We start from the raw sequence: 16594 nt of genomic DNA, 5'->3' as shown, positions 1-16594 counted from the left end.
AATTTGAAATGACGGGGGTTTTAGGCAATGAGTTATTTTACTGAGCTAACATGGAAAGATTCCATTAAAGATATAATTGATATCCTAATCGTCAGTTACATTATTTATAAAGTGCTTAATATGGTACGCGGGACGCGGGCGATTCAGCTTTTAAAAGGGATACTGGTTCTGGTCTTGATTTGGGCGGTAAGCACAATCTTGGACTTGTATACACTTAAATGGCTAATGAATCAAATGTTTACATTCGGGGTCTTAGCTGTCTTTATCATTTTCCAGCCGGAACTACGAAGGGGACTGGAGCAGCTTGGACGGGGCAGATTTTTCGGACGGGCTGGAGAAAGTGACGAAGAGATCAGTAAGTTAATCGGCGAAGTGATTAAAGCCGTGAATTATTTATCTCGCAGAAAAATAGGGGCGTTAATCGTTTTTGAGCGGGAGACGGGGCTAAACGAATATACAGAGTCAGGTATACCCATGCGTTCCCTGGTCAGCTCAGAATTGCTCATTAACATTTTCATCCCCAATACACCTCTGCATGACGGAGCCCTTATTATGCAGGGAAATCAGATTGCTGCGGCTGCTTGTTACTTGCCTTTGTCCGAGAATCCTTTTATCAGCAAAGAACTGGGAACCCGTCATCGCGCTGCTATAGGAATAAGTGAGGTTGCGGACTCGGTGTCTGTCATTGTCTCAGAGGAGACAGGGCAGATTTCCCTTGCAATTAATGGCCAGATCGTGAGAGACATTAAGGAAGAATCCATGATATCGAAGCTCCATCAAGAGCTTAGTGTAAGTTCATCGCTGAAGGAGAAGGGTTCAACTTTCTGGAAACGGAAGGGGGACAAGAATCATGGATAAGTGGATGAACAATAACAATTTCAATAAGATTCTGGCCCTTGTGTTCGGGATCATTTTGTTTACGATGGTTCATGTCGATACTGCGCCTTCTGGACAGACAACAGTGGATATTAAAACAAAAACTATTGAGAATGTGAAGATTGAAGTGACCGGCCTTGACGAGGATAAATATGTCCTTGAACCTTTGGCTGTCGACAGTGTGAGTCTGGAGGTAGCGGGTAAAAATTCCGATATCTCCTTTCAGTTCTCGGATGACTATAAAGTAATGCTTGATCTGACTAAGGTCGAACCTGGAGATACCACGTTGCCACTTTATTATAAACTGCCAAAAGGTGTATCCCTGGTAAGAATGAATCCTAAAGAGGTTACCGTACATGTAGAATCACGGAATACAAAGTCTTTTCCCATATCCTTGGTTACGAAGGGGAAACCTGCAGAGGGCTACCAAATAGGCACCCCGGTCCTGCAGCCTACAGATACTGTCGAAGTCACACTTGCTGATAATGAACTGAGCAAGGTAGCTAAGATACAAGGAACCATTGAGCTTAACGGTGAAAATGAGACATTTAAAGAGAAAAAATTGAAGCTACACGCTTATGATAAGGATGGAAATGAAATTAAAAATGCTGTAATTGAGCCTTCTACTGTATCCGTGGAATTGCCGATTACCTTACCGTTTAAGAGTTTGCCGCTGGAGATTGGCTTTACTGGACAACTTCCGGATTCTCTCGTATTATCCAAATTGACACCTGAGCAGGAAGCAGTCGTAGTGTATGGACAAGCAGAGGCTTTGGCAGCTTTATCAGCCTATGAAGCCACTGTTAACCTTAGTGCAATAGATTCTGCTGGAACGAAACAAGTAAAGGTCGATTTGAAGCCTCCGGCTGGAACGGAGAAAGTCATGCCCGAAGCTGTGAATGTTTCATTAACCATCTCAGAAATTGCTGAGCGGACGATTGAGGCGGTACCTGTCAAGCTTCAGGGTGTGGGGGATGATCTGGAAGGAAGTATTGTTAATCCTTCAAGCAAGGAAATAGCGCTTACCTTAAAGGGTGCGCCTGCTTTACTAGATCAACTTGATAAGAAAGATATAGGGGTTGTGGCTGATGTTAGCGGTCTTTCGGCTGGAACTCACGAGGTTTCTTTGCGGGTATCGCTGCCCCAGTTTATCGCACTAGCCAATTCAGGGGTGCCTCTTACTGTGACCGTGCAGCTGTTATCACCTGCAGCGCCAGTTCCTACACCTCATCCAGATACGGGGGGGGTAACTACTACTCCTGAGCCAAGTTCTGAACCTGTTATAGGTGATGAGGAACCTACGGAGAAGCCCACTCATAGCGGAGAGGCTGGAGCAACACCAACGCCTGTACCAACGGATACCAATCCGGAGAATAACGGCACAGCTAACACAAGTACGAATTCCGAAAATCCTGTAGGTACGGGCGGGACGTAATCTTTTGAGCCCAGAGGTACACCAAAATAGTATGCAAATCATATGATAGTACATTAAGCTAACGTAGCGTATTCAAAGGAGAAAAATAATGGGGAAGTATTTTGGAACAGACGGTGTGCGGGGAGTAGCAAACCGTGAATTGACTGCAGAAATGGCTTATAGCATTGGCCGTTGTGGAGGATATGTACTAGCGGGTAACTTGGATAAACCGAAGGTTGTTATCGGAATGGATACACGTATTTCCGGTCCTTTATTGGAATCCGCGCTGATTGCGGGCTTATTGTCTATTGGAGCTGATGTAATCCGTATAGGCGTAGTTAGTACACCTGCTGTTGCCTATATTACGAGATTGTTAAAAGCAGACGCAGGCGTCATGATCTCAGCTTCTCACAATCCGGTAGAGGATAACGGCATTAAGTTCTTTGGTGGGGATGGCTTCAAGCTAACAGATGAAACCGAACTGCAAATTGAAGAGCTTATGGATGCGGAGGTAGATGAATTGCCTCGTCCTATCGGTTCAGGTTTAGGTATGGTTACCGTAGATAATGATGCTAAGTATCTTTATCTGGAGTATTTGAAAACTACCATTTCTCAGGACTTTAAGGGAATCAAGGTTGTACTGGACTGTGCGCATGGCGCAGCTTATGAGCTTGCTCCAAGACTGTTCAGAGAGCTTGGCGCTGAGGTGATCTCTATCGGGGCTGAGCCAGATGGATTGAATATTAATGATGGATTTGGTTCGACACATCCAGAGACTTTGCGTGAAGAAGTCTTACGTCATGGAGCTGATTTGGGACTTGCTTTTGACGGAGATGCAGACCGCTTGATCGCTATTGATAATAATGGTGATGAAGTCGATGGTGACTTTATCCTTTGTATTTGTGGCGATGCGATGAACCGTGCAGGTAAGCTGAAGGATAGCACGATTGTATCAACCGTTATGAGTAACATCGGATTTTATAAAGCTACCGAGAAATTATCCCTGAATACCGCTAAGACAGCTGTAGGGGATCGTTATGTTATGGAAGAAATGCGTCGTGGAGGCTTTAATCTAGGTGGAGAACAGTCTGGACATGTTATTTTCCTGGATTACAATACTACTGGTGATGGTATTCTTACAGCTATTCAGCTGGTAGACACACTTAAGGCTACAGGCAAACAGCTTAGCGAAGTTAAGAGTATGATGACTAAATACCCGCAGGTGCTGGTCAATGTTCGTGTACAGGATAAGACTAATTACCCTAATAACGTAGCTATAGAAGCGGCTATCGCTGAAGTAGAAGGCAAGCTAGGCGACAATGGCCGTGTGCTTGTACGTCCGTCAGGTACGGAATCTCTAATCCGCGTTATGGCAGAGGGACCGGATAAGGCAGATCTGGATCTTTATGTGAATCAAATTGTGGAAGTAGTTCAACGCGAATTGGTATAATCCATTACCTTAACTATAAGGCTGGTGCAGTGAGCGAGAGCGATTCGGACTCGTTGCACCAGTGTTATTTTATTTTAGGATTGGATCGTTTGAACTGGTTTTGTAAAATTTAGGTTGGTGCGCCATTGCCAAAGTACTACAAGGTGCATATAATAGATTAAGTGTCATTCTAGAAGGAAAGCGGGGATTGTGAGGTTAGCAATAGCAAGCGCCAGAGCTTGGTCTAGCGCGGGGGAGAAGGGAAAGCTGCTTACTTGTTATGTAGGCTATGGCTTGAACGGATCACGGCAGACGTAAGCTGACGAGGTGGAGGTGTTCGAAATGTTCGGCGGGGACCTCCCGGTGATGCACCAGAGCCGTAAATGGATACGGAAAATGAAAGGGCGACCTTTCACACAACGTTTTCATGGGTGCAACAAATTATATTATTCATGTGTGCGCGCATCAGAAGGAAACACGTTATTTCTGCCACGGCAGAGGAGAAGGCTGTGCATTTCATGAACATTAGAATGTAAGTGACAGTTTATTTTGTTGATCCTAAAATACAACAGAATATTTGCTTTTTCTCAAAAACATGCCGCACGGCACGTTTCTTTCCTTATGCCGCCACATTACGATAACTCGGACGGGGGAAATTATAATGTGTGGTATTGTAGGATATATTGGTAATCAGAATTCGCAGGGGATCTTGGTTGAGGGCTTGAAGAAATTGGAATATCGTGGATATGATTCCGCTGGTATTGCTGTATTTACCCAAGAAGGACTGCAAGTAGTGAAAGCTCAAGGCCGTTTGGCGAATCTGCAGTCGAAGCTCCAAGACAGCCCGCTGGCAGGTAGCGCAGGTATCGGACACACACGCTGGGCGACTCACGGTAAACCATCCGATGAGAACTCACATCCACATACGGATAACAGCATGAAATTCTCGGTAGTTCACAACGGTATTGTCGAAAACTATCTGGATCTGAAAGAAGAGCTGATCGCTGGCGGATGCCACTTTGTCTCTGAAACAGATACAGAAGTTATTTCACATCTGATTGCTCGCGAATATGACGGGGATATCGTGAAGGCTGTACAAAAAGCGATTACGTTCATGCGCGGTGCGTTTGCATTAGGCGTCCTGACTGAATATGAACCAGATAAACTGGTGGCTGTGCGTCAAGCTAGCCCGCTCATTATCGGTCTTGGCGAAGGAGAAAACTTTATCGGGTCAGATATTCCTGCACTGCTTGAATATACCCGTAACGTATATATTTTGAATGACGGCGAAATGGCTGTGCTGACAAGAGATGCTGTCGAATTGATGACGATTGAAGGCAATTTTATTTCTCGGGAAATGATTACTGTCGATTGGGATGCAGTTACCGCAGAAAAAGGCGGCTACGAGCATTTCATGTTGAAAGAAATACACGAGCAACCTAAGGCTTACCGCGACACAATGCGTGGTCGCATCAATGCGGAAGGCAACAAGGTTGTATTGCCTGAATTGAACATGACTGAAGAACAAATTAAGAACATCCGTAACATTCAAGTCGTTGCTTGCGGAACAGCATACAACGCAGGTGTGGTAGGACGTACTATGATCGAATCCTTGGTTCGTATTCCGGTTGAGAATGATATTGCTTCGGAATATCGTTACCGTTCACCAATCGTGACTCCAGAAACTTTGGTTATCGTAGTCAGCCAATCCGGTGAGACTGCAGATACTTTGGCAGCTCTGCGTGAAGCACAAGCTAACGGGGCACACGTATTGGCGATCACTAACGTAGTGGGCAGCTCTATTGCTCGGGAAGCGAACGATGTGTTGGTAACCTTGGCGGGTCCGGAAATTGCAGTAGCTTCGACCAAAGCTTACACTTCACAATTGATCGCATTTGGATTGTTTGCTCTTTACTTGGCTGAAGTTCGTGGAACACAAACCGAAGCACAAGTTACTAAGATTCTTGCAGCTATGCAATCTCTGCCAGAGCAAGTGGAAGAGATCCTAGCTCAAAAAGAAGCGATCAAAGGTTATGCTGAACAAATTTCTGAGCACAAAAACTTGTTCTTCATCGGCCGCGGTGTAGACTATGCAGTTGCTCAAGAAGGATCCTTGAAGCTGAAAGAAATTTCTTATATTCACTCCGAAGCTTATGCTGCAGGTGAATTGAAACACGGTACATTGGCTCTGATCGAAGAAGGTGTTCCAGTTATTGCCCTGGCAACTCAGGAAGCTGTACTTGAGAAGACCGTCAGCAACATCAAAGAAGTGAAAGCTCGTGGCGCAGACGTGCTGGCAATCACTCACCAAGAGCATTTGACTGACCTGCTTAGATCAGTTGATCAAGTGTTCGTGATTCCAAAGACACTTCCAATGCTGACAGCAGCTTTGTCCGTAGTGCCTCTGCAATTATTGTCTTATTATGCTTCTCTTGCGCTGGGTCATGATGTGGATAAACCACGTAACTTGGCGAAGAGTGTTACTGTGGAGTAGGATTGGTGATGTAAAAGTATAGTTGTTGTCAAAAGAAAATAAAGTATTAGACTGAGATGCTTCATTAAGCTAACTGGCAGGATAGTTTAAATATCCAATATACGGTATTATTTAAATTATATCGTTAGTAGTGTTTTTTATATGCATCGGATACATTCATTTCCAAAGGATGGTTCAAAACAGTCAAACAAAATCATGAAGGTATAAGCCGCTGTAATGCGGCTTATACCTTATTTTGATGGAATTCACGATCAAGCTTAATTTTGGCCCTCGGGTACATCATAAGATAATCGATTTACGGGTTGGATTAACAACTTTATCAAGGTGATTTTCCATTACAAGAGGGAGGGATATTGTATCGGTCATAGGCCGGTGGAATAGTCGAAGAGGTAGGCCAGAAGTTTCAAAAGTGAAACAGGGGTTATCCCTTTCAATATTGTATCTGACTTCATACGAGCTAATATTTAACTACTGGCTACTCAGAAAATTGCAAGTTAATATTTCCGTTATTTGTATAAGCAGATAATTTTTTTGAACCATTCTCTTTATTGGCAGGCAAATTGCTATCTCCTTTCTTTACCTTGCTTAAGATCGCGAAATCATCATATGACCCTAGAATTGAACCGCTAATATTTCCGTTTTTTGTTTCAAGGGTTATAGCCGTCCCTGCATTCAATTTGTCCAGTTGGATATTTCCGTTATTTATGTTTACTTCCACTGTCCCCAAAAACGCGATTGTTGGTAATACAATACTTTCATTTGATGTTTTTAAAGTCAAATTTTTTAAAGTTGCATCAGGTATCCATACCTGAATAGTTCTGGTTACTTGCGAGCCTTTTCCTCCGGTATAGTCGTTCCATTCCTTATTACTGTCACTTACCATTGATAGTTCTTTATCATCAGATAGATCAATCTTGTAAAAATCTTTCTCACTTTCATAGTAAACAATATGAATTTGTTCATCTTTAGATTGGAGGATAGTTATTTTTTTGTCCTTTACATCAATTGTTAAGGTATCAATCTTTTGGGCAGGGATGATGTAATTTTTTTCCTCCATGGAAGTGGAGTGGGAGGAGCATCCTGCCAATGATATCAATAGTGTCACCAATATGCCTATAGTAGTTAGTAATTTTTTTGCAGTACTTTTCATTATAAAATGCTCCTTTTTTAAATCATTTTTCTTTTTAATATAGCCAGTCCTACGAATACCAATCCTAAGCTGCTCTGCAAAAAAAATTGCGATATGCAACTAAGCATTAGAGCTAAACATAATGATCTTGAAAAAGTCTACCCAAATATGTTGCAAGAGTTGGATCGGATCATTTTTGTATTTCGTTGCGTTTATCAGTCGCATATGTTTTAATCATCATAAACTTTTGTGTTACAAAAAGGTCAAGAGGGTAGATATGAACAACTATTTTACAATTAAGCAAGCAGCAGAAATCGTAGAGATGACCAGTGAGACCTTGCGGCACTATGATCGTATTGGGTTAGTCAAGCCATGCCATAAAGATGAATTGTCGGGATATCGATACTATTCCGAGCAGGAGCTCGTAAAGCTGCAAACCATTGAACTGCTCAAAGCAATGGATCTTACTTTAATGGATATTAAAGATATATTGCAGCAGAATGATCTCTCTAAAGTAATTGATTTTCTAAAACAGGCAGAAAAAAGAGCAGACGATAAAATTGCTCGTCTGCAGTATGCAAAATCGAAAATTAAACGTGCCTATCTACATTATGAAAATAAGTTCCACAACGATTATAGTCAAAATGAAAATTACTTTGTCAGACACATAGAGGAAAGGGTAATTATGTTTTCGAATAAAATGGAAAGCCCCACACTTAAGAATTTATGGGACTATCACAGACATTTCTATCAACAAATTGAGACTTCTCTGCATTCACAATTTCTGTTTGAAGATATGGCGGGAATGTTTACGACTGAAGGAATAACACGGTTATTTGCTGTTTGCTTGAAATATCCGTCTTTAGAGGGGTTAACTGTGCTACCAGAAGGGGACTATCTGTGTGCAAACTGTACCGAAGAGAATAAGAATGCTGTATTACAAAATTTACTTGAAAGGGCAAAGACGGAATACGATGTGTGTCCAGATTTTGTTCTTCATAACATTATTGTGACTGGAATATTGCAGTGGGATTATCAGATACAACTGTTCATTAAGAAAAGCACATGTTAGATTAAAAGTCGCTAATTTAGCGGCTTTTTTTTGATTAAGCAATCACGTTTCTTGCCCCAGGCTGAGGACAAGAACGTTATACTTCGCCGATTAGCTAAATATTTAACTATTGTTCAATGTTATCTATTTAGCTAACTGGCAGATTAACGCTATATGCCTCTTAGGATTTGTATGCTTAAGTGAAAAAAGTATTATCATGAATTCTCTAATGTGAATAAATACAAATTCCACTTCAGTTAATCCATTTTCTATACATATTTTTAATAGTATATTGAGGTAAATAAAGTGATTATTCACTTTGATAAATCCGAAATTTCTTTGTTGGTATTATTTTATGGCTTCGTAAGGATTGCAAAACCATCGAAATATGGGAGTTTAAAACAGATGCTGTGCCGTAGTTAGTTTTATGAAAGGAAGGTATAGGGGTGAGTATTTATTACGCTTCAAGCAAAGAGGATATCACTAAGGATGCACTCCAAGAGTTATTTCTTTCGGTAGAATGGGAGTCTGGCAAGTATCCAAACGAGCTTTTACAAGCAATCGGAGGGTCTCATTCAATTGTTACCGCTTGGGAAGGAGGAAAGCTTGTCGGTTTAATAAATGCTTTGTCAGATGGTGTTTTAACGGTATATTTTCATTATATGCTTATTAATCCGAGTTATCAGAGTATAGGTATAGGAAAGGAAATGATGAATATAATGCTTGATAGATATAAAGGGTGTAAAACAAAAGTATTAATTTCTTATCCTCATGCAGTGAATTTCTATAATAAAATTGGCTTTAATACAGAGGATGGAGCTACACCAATGTTTATCTCAGAGTTGATATGATTAAACTAACGGGTCACGATAACTGAACAACAACAGCGGTAGTCAAATACTTATTTTTTATGAATTTGACGATTTCAGCCACGTGGGTAAAAGATTCCTCCATGCGTCCGATTATCACTCGCTTGATACCGTTCGTATTCCCTCTGATATCTATGGTGCGAAATTTGAGCTATCACTCAAGCCTTGTTCAAGCTGCTGTGTGTCAGTTTCAATGTCCGGCTGCGGCGGTCGTAATGCATCTCTATCCCCAGTGATCTGCTTAGCGGGGCTAACGGAACCATCAATTTCCCATTCCTCAACTGCGGCTGAGTCCCGATAAGAGGGACCTTTCTGGAATTCACAGTCAACTCCATCAGAGGCTCAGTATGCTTCAGCTGTTCTATGGATAAAGCCGCGGTGAGGGTTTCGTCTCCTTCGTTAATCCGCGGTGCGTTCAGATTCGTTCTGGAGCTTAAGCCCTCCCGGGTATTGAATTTCAATTTAATTCCGAGTGAATCGCTTGCATCCAGCAGCTTTTCATTATAGGAACCATAGGGAAAAGCAATAGCTGAATCCGTATTGCCTAGCTCTTCCTTTAGCCTGCGTTCCGCCAGAGCCAGGTCCCCGGTTACCCTTCTGTAGTATTCTTCATTCAGCTCATTGCGGTTCTCATCATCAATGTACAACAAGGCACTCGCCGACGGACGGGTACCTCCTTCTGCATCGACAACGCCATAATAATGCAGATTGTACGTATGATTATAGAAGCCCATTCCGGCACGTCTCATCTCCCTCATCTGCTCCCAGGTCAGTTTTGGTACCTTCCGCCCATCCGGGTTATCAACATCAGAAACAATGATGAAGTTAATTGCGGTGTAGCCGTGCTTTTGCAGAATAGGAAACGCCAGCTTATAAAAGCTCTCATAACCATCATCAAAAGTCAGCAGAACTGCATTATCGGGAACCGGAGCATTCTCCAGCATAAACTGCCGGTATTGCTCCATCGTAATGACCTGAAAGCTCTCCTGCTTCAGCAGCCGCATTTGTTCATCAAACTGTTCTGCGGATAATACACCGGGATAAAGCGATAACGATTCTTCTGTGAGATGATGGTACATGAGTACCGCCACCTGATCTTTGTAGTAAATGCCCTCGGGAAGTGGATTCTGCTTCTCCCAGCCGATACGGGCATTAAGAACCTGCTCAGCTACGTCTATAGCAAGCATAAATTCATGATCCGGATTCAGAACATAGGCATCTGTTGTGATCTTGTATCCGTCAACACTGGTGATTTCCAGCTTAGACATAGTTTTATACGTAAGAAAAGTAGACAAGCAGACCATTAGCGATAAAATAACGAGGATATAATATTTTTTTAGTTTCAGTTTGTTTAGTTTCAATGTTCAAGTCTCCCTGCATCCTGATTGCATTAATATATATATAACGCTTCAGACACCAAAAAATGTGACAGGGTTTCTTGGACAGTTTTTCAGCCGATCAGAGTTGCCCTTTTTATAGAAGTAAAGGGCAGGATAACTCAGTAATTTCGCGAATATTCAAAAGATGGAATTATCACAAAGTTCCCGAATAAGACGTTATAAGAAATCGGCGAGAAACTATAAGGAGCAGAAAACATGAAATGCCCTCACTGTAACAACGAATTAAGTGAACTTCCTTTATGTTACGGAAGTGAAGCACCATATTATTTTTACACTGTACCAGAAGAGAAGAGAACAGAATTAATTAGAGATTTTTGTGTAATTGATGAACAGCATTTCTTTATTAGAGGCCATATTGAAATACCAATAATTGATAGCAAAGAGAAATTTATATGGAGTGTTTGGGTTTCTCTTAGTGAAGAAAACTTTCTGAAGTCTAATGAATTATTGCACGTAGAAGGAAGGAAAACGGAAGAACCTTATTTTGGTTGGTTATCGACTGAACTTTCAATATATCCAATAACTACATTATCGTTAAAGACAATGGTACATACACAAGAGGTTGGTGCTGTTCCGTTAATAGAATTAGAACAAACGAATCATCCACTTGCAGTTGAACAAAGAGAAGGAATTACAATGGGGAGAGTTAAAGAAATTGCTCATTTAATAAATCATAGTCAGTAAGAGAAGAATTTGAATGTATAGTCGAAGAAGCTGCCGGCAGATTACTAAATCATATCTACGCCGCTCTCCTTGGTCTGCTAAGTCTAAGACTTTATTTTCTGCTGACAATGATACGGTTAGTCCCGATGATGTGAATAATCATCGGGACTTTTTTATCCAAAAGGCAAACTTTCGGATGGGATATTCTTGAAACAGGCTAAGCTAACTGAACTTTTCTTTCATAAGTTGTCGCCCGTGAAACACTCAGCGTCACCCCGTACTCCTATAAAGGAGTTAACGAGTGGCGTTTTTTCATGCCCAATTCTACAGATGTAGTATCAACAAGGCGTGCCCTAAATCATTACACCTATAAAGATCACGGGTTAAATTGCAATCAATTTCAGCTGATGGAAAGTTAGCTTTACATACATACTTCAATGTGTTATTCTTACGGAAAGTTAACTTTCCATAATTGCTTCAGGAGGTAAGATATTGAAAAACAGGCTTGAAGAGATTAGAAAAGAAAAAGGTATTAAACAAGAAGAACTAGCGGATAAATTGGAAGTATCCAGGCAAACGATTGGTTCACTTGAAAATGGCCGGTATAACCCATCCATCATTCTTGCATTTAAGATTGCGCGATTTTTTGAAATGAGTATTGAAGATATTTTCATTTACGAGGAGGAGCTGGGTAATGAAAACGGCGAGTAAATGGGTGTTCTTAACAATTGCAGGTGCTACTATGGTTTATATGGGTGGATTTATTTTAATCGACGAGAAGCTAAAAGGAATTTCCGGTTTGCTCATTGGTGTGGGTTCAGTCCTTGCAGTGCTTGGAGTAGGAAATATGGGGTATTCGTTATGGCTTAATAAGCCTCAGAACAAAGTAAAGAATGATGAGAAAGTTAGAATGAGTAAAATTGAGGCTAATGACGAACGGAAAATAAGAATAAGAGAAAAAGCCGGTTGGAAAACTAATATTGTTAACTTTTACATCCTAATGGCTCTAACTGTTGTATTTAGTTTAATGGGAGTAGATCAAACTGTAGTCACTGTGTTATGTGGTGTTTTTATTTTTCAAATCTCCTTAGGAATCTTCCTGTTTAATTATTATGCTAAGAGAATGTAGTTGATATGACGTAACATCAAATAGACTATTCGAAAATATTTTTTTAGGAGAGAATGACATGGAAGTATTTGCAGAATATTTAGCGCAGATTGATAACCCGCAACATCGGGAAAGAATGGAAGAAGTTTTGGCTTGGGTAGCTGGAAAATTTACTGATTTAAAGCCAAAAGTTGCGTGGAATCAGCCTATGTTTACCGATCACGAGACTTTTATTATTGGCTTCAGTGTATCCAAACATCATTTGGCGGTTGCCCCTGAAATTGCAGGAATTAATCGTTTTTCTGATGAAATTGTGCAGGCAGGTTATGATCATACCAAGCAGTTATTACGCATCCGATGGGAAAGTCCAGTTGATTTCTCATTACTTGAAAAAATGATCGAGTTTAATATTTTGGATAAGGCAGACTGTTCAACTTTTTGGCGGAAATAAAACGTATTATTTAGCGTTCAATTCATTTTAAGCAAATTTATATGTGGAAGCACCGGAGGACAAGTCACTTTAATACGTGATTTGTCTTTTTTATTTAAATTCTCAGCGTGAAATATTCAATATTTTGGAAGGTGGATGGAATGTTGAAAGCGAATTTATACACGTTAGTTCAACCTGATGAATGCTGAAAAATGGAAGTGAGACAAATGGCTACTGTAGGCGAGAGCCAATTCAGATTGGAGGATGAAAATGCTACTAAACGATGATCAACTATTAGAGCTATTAAGAGGTCAGGGTGTTCCTGAGATTCTTGAGATTAAAAGAACAAAACAAGAAATACGCAATCGAGCAGCACTCAATAAAATAGAAGTGTATACGAAAGACAATAAGGTTTTGTCGTTATTAGAGAAAATCACAAAGTCAGATCATATTCCATATGAAAATATGATTTATAATCATTACTATACCAAGGATGTATCTATTCCGAGAGTCTTTTTTAATAAATATGATACAGTCGGACAAGAGGGGATATTGTTGATGGAAGATCTGACCCCGACACATACCAATTTAGCTGACTGGGAAGTACCTATTGATTCTGATAAATTAGCAAACATTATTGATGTGATCGTACAGTTTCATTCTGCTTCTTGGGGGACAAGCGAGTTAGCTCATCCCGAGCATTTGAAAAGTACAGAGCATTATTTAAAGCATATTTCGTATTTGGAGAGAGATTATCTAGCTTTTAGAAAGCACCAGACTTATAACCTTGGGGAAGAACAGTTTAGTATTTACGAGAAGAGTTTACTTAGCTTGCGTGAAAATGCCCAGAAACATATTAGTCGTATATCCAGATATCAAAATACCACATGCATTCATGGTGATCTAAATGTTGGCAATTTATTATATCCGATGTTTAGCAGTTCAAGGCCGTGCATCATTGATCTTGAAGCTGTGAAGGTGGGGCTTTGTACGGAGGATCTCGTTATGTTATTTATCCACGATTTGTTTCATGGCAGTGAGGAGACTACACGTATTTTTGATCTGTATTTTCATTCAATTAACAATAAAATCAGGAGCGCATACACGTACACACAATTTGTGGAGGACGTTAGATTATCGATTATGGAAGGACTCTTTTTTCCAATAAAGTTATTTGTTCATGAAGGAATTAAGGATGAGGAGCTTATATGGAAGTCGATAAATGCTTATAAGAATCTCGTCGAAATATAGCCTGAACTTAAAAGATAGTTGGAATTCTGTTGTTAGAATAGAGGTGAATATAATAAAACATACAAAGATATCTTTAGTTATTCTATTCGTTCTGTGTATAACTTTAGTCTCCGGGTGCAATAGCCATTGGGTTCAGAAGTACGGAAAAGGTGATTATTGGGAAACGATTATTGAGCATAATGAATCAACAGGTGAGATAAATTACGAAATCAATTATATAGGGACTGAACCTACCATAAAGATTTTTATATTTGAGTATTCAAGTGAGTATTTTAATACTAAGGGAGGTTTCGGTAAGAGTAAGACAGAGGGTGGTTTGAAAATGAAAATGACTGAATTTTCAAATGAATTGGATTTAAATAAACAGACAATAAAGTTAATGCTAACATGGAACAATAAAGCAGAAGAGATAATACTCGAATAGATTTTCGAAGAAGAATACATATCAGCTAACATAGAATTCACGCTATGAGCTCATTTATGTCTGTGGAAGACCCAAGACTATGCTGAAAGGAAGTGGCCCTCGTTGTTTTTTCTTCAGATGTCTGGATACCCCGGATCAGGGAAGTCTTCATTAGCCAGAGTAATAGCGCAGCATACTTCTGCTGTTATTCTTGATCACGACATTGTAAAGTCTTCTCTTATGGAATCACTTGGAGCAAACTTTGGGTTCAAGGAAGTTGGGGAAATTTCGTATGATATTGAATGGGCCTTGATAGATTTTCACTTATCTCAAGGTCATAATGTTATACTCGATAGCCCTTGTTTATATTCTGAAATGATAGAGAGAGGATTGAATCTGACCCAGAAATATAATGCGGAATATAAATATGTAGAATGTTTATTAAATGACTATGACGAGCTCAATAATAGACTGCGAAATAGAAAAAGAATGATTAGCCAGATTGAAAGAGTGCCTTCTGAAGAGACATTACTTAAAACTATTGAAAATGCTAAAAAGCCCTCTAATGTCAGAATACATATTGTTAATACAAAGGAACCGATTGAATCCTATATTAAAAGTGTCATTGAATACTTAAATGCTTAGCGTAAATTTTGAGGAGGGGAACAGATGGATTTTGAAAAAGCAGCCCATTTCATTTGGACACATGGCAGATTATTAGAAAGAAGGGTTTTTGAATATATTTTCCACGGTGGATCAATAAGCAATGTTGTGACTTCTCTAATAGCCTACCAGAACGAAGATGGTGGGTTTGGAAATGCAATAGAGCCAGATTTACGGGCACCCGGTAGTCAGCCACTTTTCATGGAATTTGCACTACGTTTTTTATATGACTGTAACATAAAAGACGAGGAACTCTCTCAAAAAGCATGTGGTTATATTTCAAAACATGCTGACTTAAAAAAAGGGATCCCAACAATATTTTCTTCATCATTGAACTATCCAAGAGCAAAACATTGGAATAACCCACTTTCTACAGAGCCATCATTTAGCAGACTAACTGGTCTTGTTGGGCTTCTTAAGTGGCAAGGGATAGAACATTCCTGGCTTGATAAAGCGACGGAAATTTGTTTGGGAGATATTCACTCACAAGCCTATGATGATGCGCATACAATTTTAACTGCATTTTATTTATTGGAAAGCTTACCTCAATCGGATTTTATCAAAGGATTATTTCAAAAATTATCTAAGGAGCTTATTACTGCCAACTTTTTTTGCTTGGATGCCGCATCCCACAGTTATGGACTCTCTCCTCTAGAATTTTCGCCATCACCAACTTCTTACTGTAGCAGCATATTTTCTGATGAAACCATTCTTGATCATTTAAAAGTATTAGAATACCAACAGGAGGATGATGGAGGATGGCAGATAAAATGGGAGCCTCCCGGTGAAACAGCGAGGTTGGAATGGAGAGCCTATAAGACGCTAAAGAGTTTGATGATACTAAATTCATACAATAAGATTAATCTATAAATTGAGCGCGGAGATAATAAACAATGCAAGGAGAGAACCTATGAAAAAATTAAGGAGAATCATAATTCCGTTATTCTTAATCTTTTTATTGGGATGTAGTGATGAGGAAATTAGCGATAATTCAAAAAAAGAATATAGCAAAGCTGAACAATTTATTACCGATATGGGCTATCTGATCATTAGTAATGAAGGAATTGTTTCTGAATATTTATTAGATAAAAAGCTGCTGACGGAAATGCCATACATACAATATTGGAGTGTTCAAAGTGTTGATCCAATCGATTATATAGGTAAGGAAATAACTACAAGTAAGTTAATCGTTAAAAACCACCCCTTAGATAATGAGAAGGATAATACAAAAAAACAAACCCTGATTTTTCTGCTAGAAGCAGACGATGAAGTGATAGGAGGCTATAGTTTTCCTGATTTCGATGAATTACATATGGGCTGGGTTTACACCATTGATGGAAAAACACTCGAAGAATTGACCGGAGAAGCATTCCCAAAATGGTCAAAGGAGTGGAATTTAAGATATAAATAATGG

17 protein-coding genes are annotated in these 16594 nt (G+C 39.8%); 15 read left to right on the top strand and 2 right to left on the bottom strand.

Annotated features, from left to right (window positions below):
- Nucleotides 1–27 precede the first annotated feature (27 nt).
- The 4 genes from cdaA (at nt 28) to glmS (ending at nt 6213) form a co-directional block, all read left to right on the top strand.
- The gene (cdaA, locus tag NYE72_RS27240) at nt 28–858 is read left to right on the top strand and encodes a diadenylate cyclase CdaA (RefSeq protein ID WP_036681290.1); all 831 of its coding nucleotides are present in this window, start codon (nt 28–30) and stop codon (nt 856–858) included.
- Complete coding sequence (locus tag NYE72_RS27235) at nt 851–2311, top strand: CdaR family protein (RefSeq protein ID WP_051491181.1); 1461 nt, start codon at nt 851–853, stop codon at nt 2309–2311. The genes cdaA and NYE72_RS27235 overlap by 8 nt, the downstream gene beginning before the upstream one ends.
- An 88-nt stretch (nt 2312–2399) precedes the next feature.
- Entirely contained in the window at nt 2400–3740 is a 1341-nt protein-coding gene (glmM, locus tag NYE72_RS27230; RefSeq protein ID WP_036681292.1) for a phosphoglucosamine mutase, read from the top strand.
- A 640-nt stretch (nt 3741–4380) separates the two neighbouring features.
- Nucleotides 4381–6213, top strand: a complete 1833-nt coding sequence (glmS, locus tag NYE72_RS27225; protein ID WP_036681297.1) for a glutamine--fructose-6-phosphate transaminase (isomerizing) — start codon at nt 4381–4383, stop codon at nt 6211–6213.
- A 475-nt stretch (nt 6214–6688) separates the two neighbouring features.
- Here glmS and NYE72_RS27220 read toward each other — a convergent pair whose 3' ends face one another.
- Nucleotides 6689–7363, bottom strand: a complete 675-nt coding sequence (locus NYE72_RS27220) for a DUF4097 family beta strand repeat-containing protein (RefSeq protein ID WP_339210862.1) — start codon at nt 7361–7363, stop codon at nt 6689–6691.
- Between the two features lie 256 nt (nt 7364–7619).
- Here NYE72_RS27220 and NYE72_RS27215 point away from each other — a divergent pair, with 256 nt between their 5' ends.
- Nucleotides 7620–8414 (top strand): MerR family transcriptional regulator, encoded by a 795-nt coding sequence (locus NYE72_RS27215; RefSeq protein WP_339210860.1) that lies wholly within the window; start codon nt 7620–7622, stop codon nt 8412–8414.
- 425 nt (nt 8415–8839) lie between these two features.
- Nucleotides 8840–9244, top strand: a complete 405-nt coding sequence (locus tag NYE72_RS27210) for a GNAT family N-acetyltransferase (protein WP_339210858.1) — start codon at nt 8840–8842, stop codon at nt 9242–9244.
- 176 nt (nt 9245–9420) lie between these two features.
- Here the strand turns inward: NYE72_RS27210 and NYE72_RS27205 are convergent, their stop codons facing one another.
- On the bottom strand, nt 9421–10623 hold the full coding sequence (locus NYE72_RS27205) for a polysaccharide deacetylase family protein (protein WP_339210857.1): 1203 nt from the start codon (nt 10621–10623) through the stop codon (nt 9421–9423).
- 234 nt (nt 10624–10857) lie between these two features.
- Between NYE72_RS27205 and NYE72_RS27200 the strand changes: the two genes are divergently transcribed.
- The 9 genes from NYE72_RS27200 (at nt 10858) to NYE72_RS27160 (ending at nt 16591) form a co-directional block, all read left to right on the top strand.
- Nucleotides 10858–11346: a DUF2199 domain-containing protein gene (locus NYE72_RS27200; RefSeq protein ID WP_076225266.1), complete on the top strand. Its 489-nt coding sequence runs from the start codon at nt 10858–10860 to the stop codon at nt 11344–11346.
- 471 nt (nt 11347–11817) lie between these two features.
- Nucleotides 11818–12036 (top strand): helix-turn-helix transcriptional regulator, encoded by a 219-nt coding sequence (locus NYE72_RS27195; protein WP_038573407.1) that lies wholly within the window; start codon nt 11818–11820, stop codon nt 12034–12036.
- Nucleotides 12020–12454 carry a hypothetical protein gene (locus NYE72_RS27190; protein ID WP_076105562.1) on the top strand — a complete coding sequence of 145 codons (435 nt, stop codon included), beginning with the start codon at nt 12020–12022 and terminating at the stop codon, nt 12452–12454. The genes NYE72_RS27195 and NYE72_RS27190 overlap by 17 nt, the downstream gene beginning before the upstream one ends.
- Nucleotides 12455–12512: 58 nt before the next feature.
- Nucleotides 12513–12884 carry an iron chaperone gene (locus tag NYE72_RS27185; protein ID WP_036681355.1) on the top strand — a complete coding sequence of 124 codons (372 nt, stop codon included), beginning with the start codon at nt 12513–12515 and terminating at the stop codon, nt 12882–12884.
- Between the two features lie 249 nt (nt 12885–13133).
- The gene (locus tag NYE72_RS27180; RefSeq protein ID WP_076273175.1) at nt 13134–14114 is read left to right on the top strand and encodes a phosphotransferase; all 981 of its coding nucleotides are present in this window, start codon (nt 13134–13136) and stop codon (nt 14112–14114) included.
- A complete protein-coding gene (locus tag NYE72_RS27175; RefSeq protein WP_339210853.1) occupies nt 14086–14538 on the top strand; it encodes a hypothetical protein in 453 nt (150 codons plus the stop codon). The genes NYE72_RS27180 and NYE72_RS27175 overlap by 29 nt, the downstream gene beginning before the upstream one ends.
- A gap of 102 nt (nt 14539–14640) precedes the next feature.
- A complete protein-coding gene (locus NYE72_RS27170) occupies nt 14641–15162 on the top strand; it encodes an AAA family ATPase (protein ID WP_038573402.1) in 522 nt (173 codons plus the stop codon).
- A gap of 24 nt (nt 15163–15186) precedes the next feature.
- On the top strand, nt 15187–16050 hold the full coding sequence (locus NYE72_RS27165; RefSeq protein ID WP_339210851.1) for a hypothetical protein: 864 nt from the start codon (nt 15187–15189) through the stop codon (nt 16048–16050).
- Between the two features lie 40 nt (nt 16051–16090).
- On the top strand, nt 16091–16591 hold the full coding sequence (locus NYE72_RS27160; RefSeq protein ID WP_052097341.1) for a hypothetical protein: 501 nt from the start codon (nt 16091–16093) through the stop codon (nt 16589–16591).
- Nucleotides 16592–16594: the final 3 nt, after the last annotated feature.

This window comes from Paenibacillus sp. FSL L8-0333 (assembly GCF_037965665.1).
Classification (GTDB): Bacteria; Bacillota; Bacilli; order Paenibacillales; family Paenibacillaceae; genus Paenibacillus_AQ; species Paenibacillus_AQ odorifer.
This window is presented reverse-complemented; position numbering and strand designations above follow the sequence as displayed.

Excerpts from the sequence above, each read along its gene's own strand:
- cdaA (WP_036681290.1), top strand. The coding sequence starts at position 28 with ATGAGTTATTTTACTGAGCTAACATGGAAAGATTCCATTAAAGATATA.
- NYE72_RS27235 (WP_051491181.1), top strand. The coding sequence starts at position 851 with ATGGATAAGTGGATGAACAATAACAATTTCAATAAGATTCTGGCCCTT.
- glmM (WP_036681292.1), top strand. The coding sequence starts at position 2,400 with ATGGGGAAGTATTTTGGAACAGACGGTGTGCGGGGAGTAGCAAACCGT.
- glmS (WP_036681297.1), top strand. The coding sequence starts at position 4,381 with ATGTGTGGTATTGTAGGATATATTGGTAATCAGAATTCGCAGGGGATC.
- NYE72_RS27220 (WP_339210862.1), bottom strand. The coding sequence starts at position 7,363 with ATGAAAAGTACTGCAAAAAAATTACTAACTACTATAGGCATATTGGTG.
- NYE72_RS27215 (WP_339210860.1), top strand. The coding sequence starts at position 7,620 with ATGAACAACTATTTTACAATTAAGCAAGCAGCAGAAATCGTAGAGATG.
- NYE72_RS27200 (WP_076225266.1), top strand. The coding sequence starts at position 10,858 with ATGAAATGCCCTCACTGTAACAACGAATTAAGTGAACTTCCTTTATGT.
- NYE72_RS27190 (WP_076105562.1), top strand. The coding sequence starts at position 12,020 with ATGAAAACGGCGAGTAAATGGGTGTTCTTAACAATTGCAGGTGCTACT.
- NYE72_RS27185 (WP_036681355.1), top strand. The coding sequence starts at position 12,513 with ATGGAAGTATTTGCAGAATATTTAGCGCAGATTGATAACCCGCAACAT.
- NYE72_RS27180 (WP_076273175.1), top strand. The coding sequence starts at position 13,134 with ATGCTACTAAACGATGATCAACTATTAGAGCTATTAAGAGGTCAGGGT.
- NYE72_RS27175 (WP_339210853.1), top strand. The coding sequence starts at position 14,086 with ATGCTTATAAGAATCTCGTCGAAATATAGCCTGAACTTAAAAGATAGT.
- NYE72_RS27165 (WP_339210851.1), top strand. The coding sequence starts at position 15,187 with ATGGATTTTGAAAAAGCAGCCCATTTCATTTGGACACATGGCAGATTA.
- NYE72_RS27160 (WP_052097341.1), top strand. The coding sequence starts at position 16,091 with ATGAAAAAATTAAGGAGAATCATAATTCCGTTATTCTTAATCTTTTTA.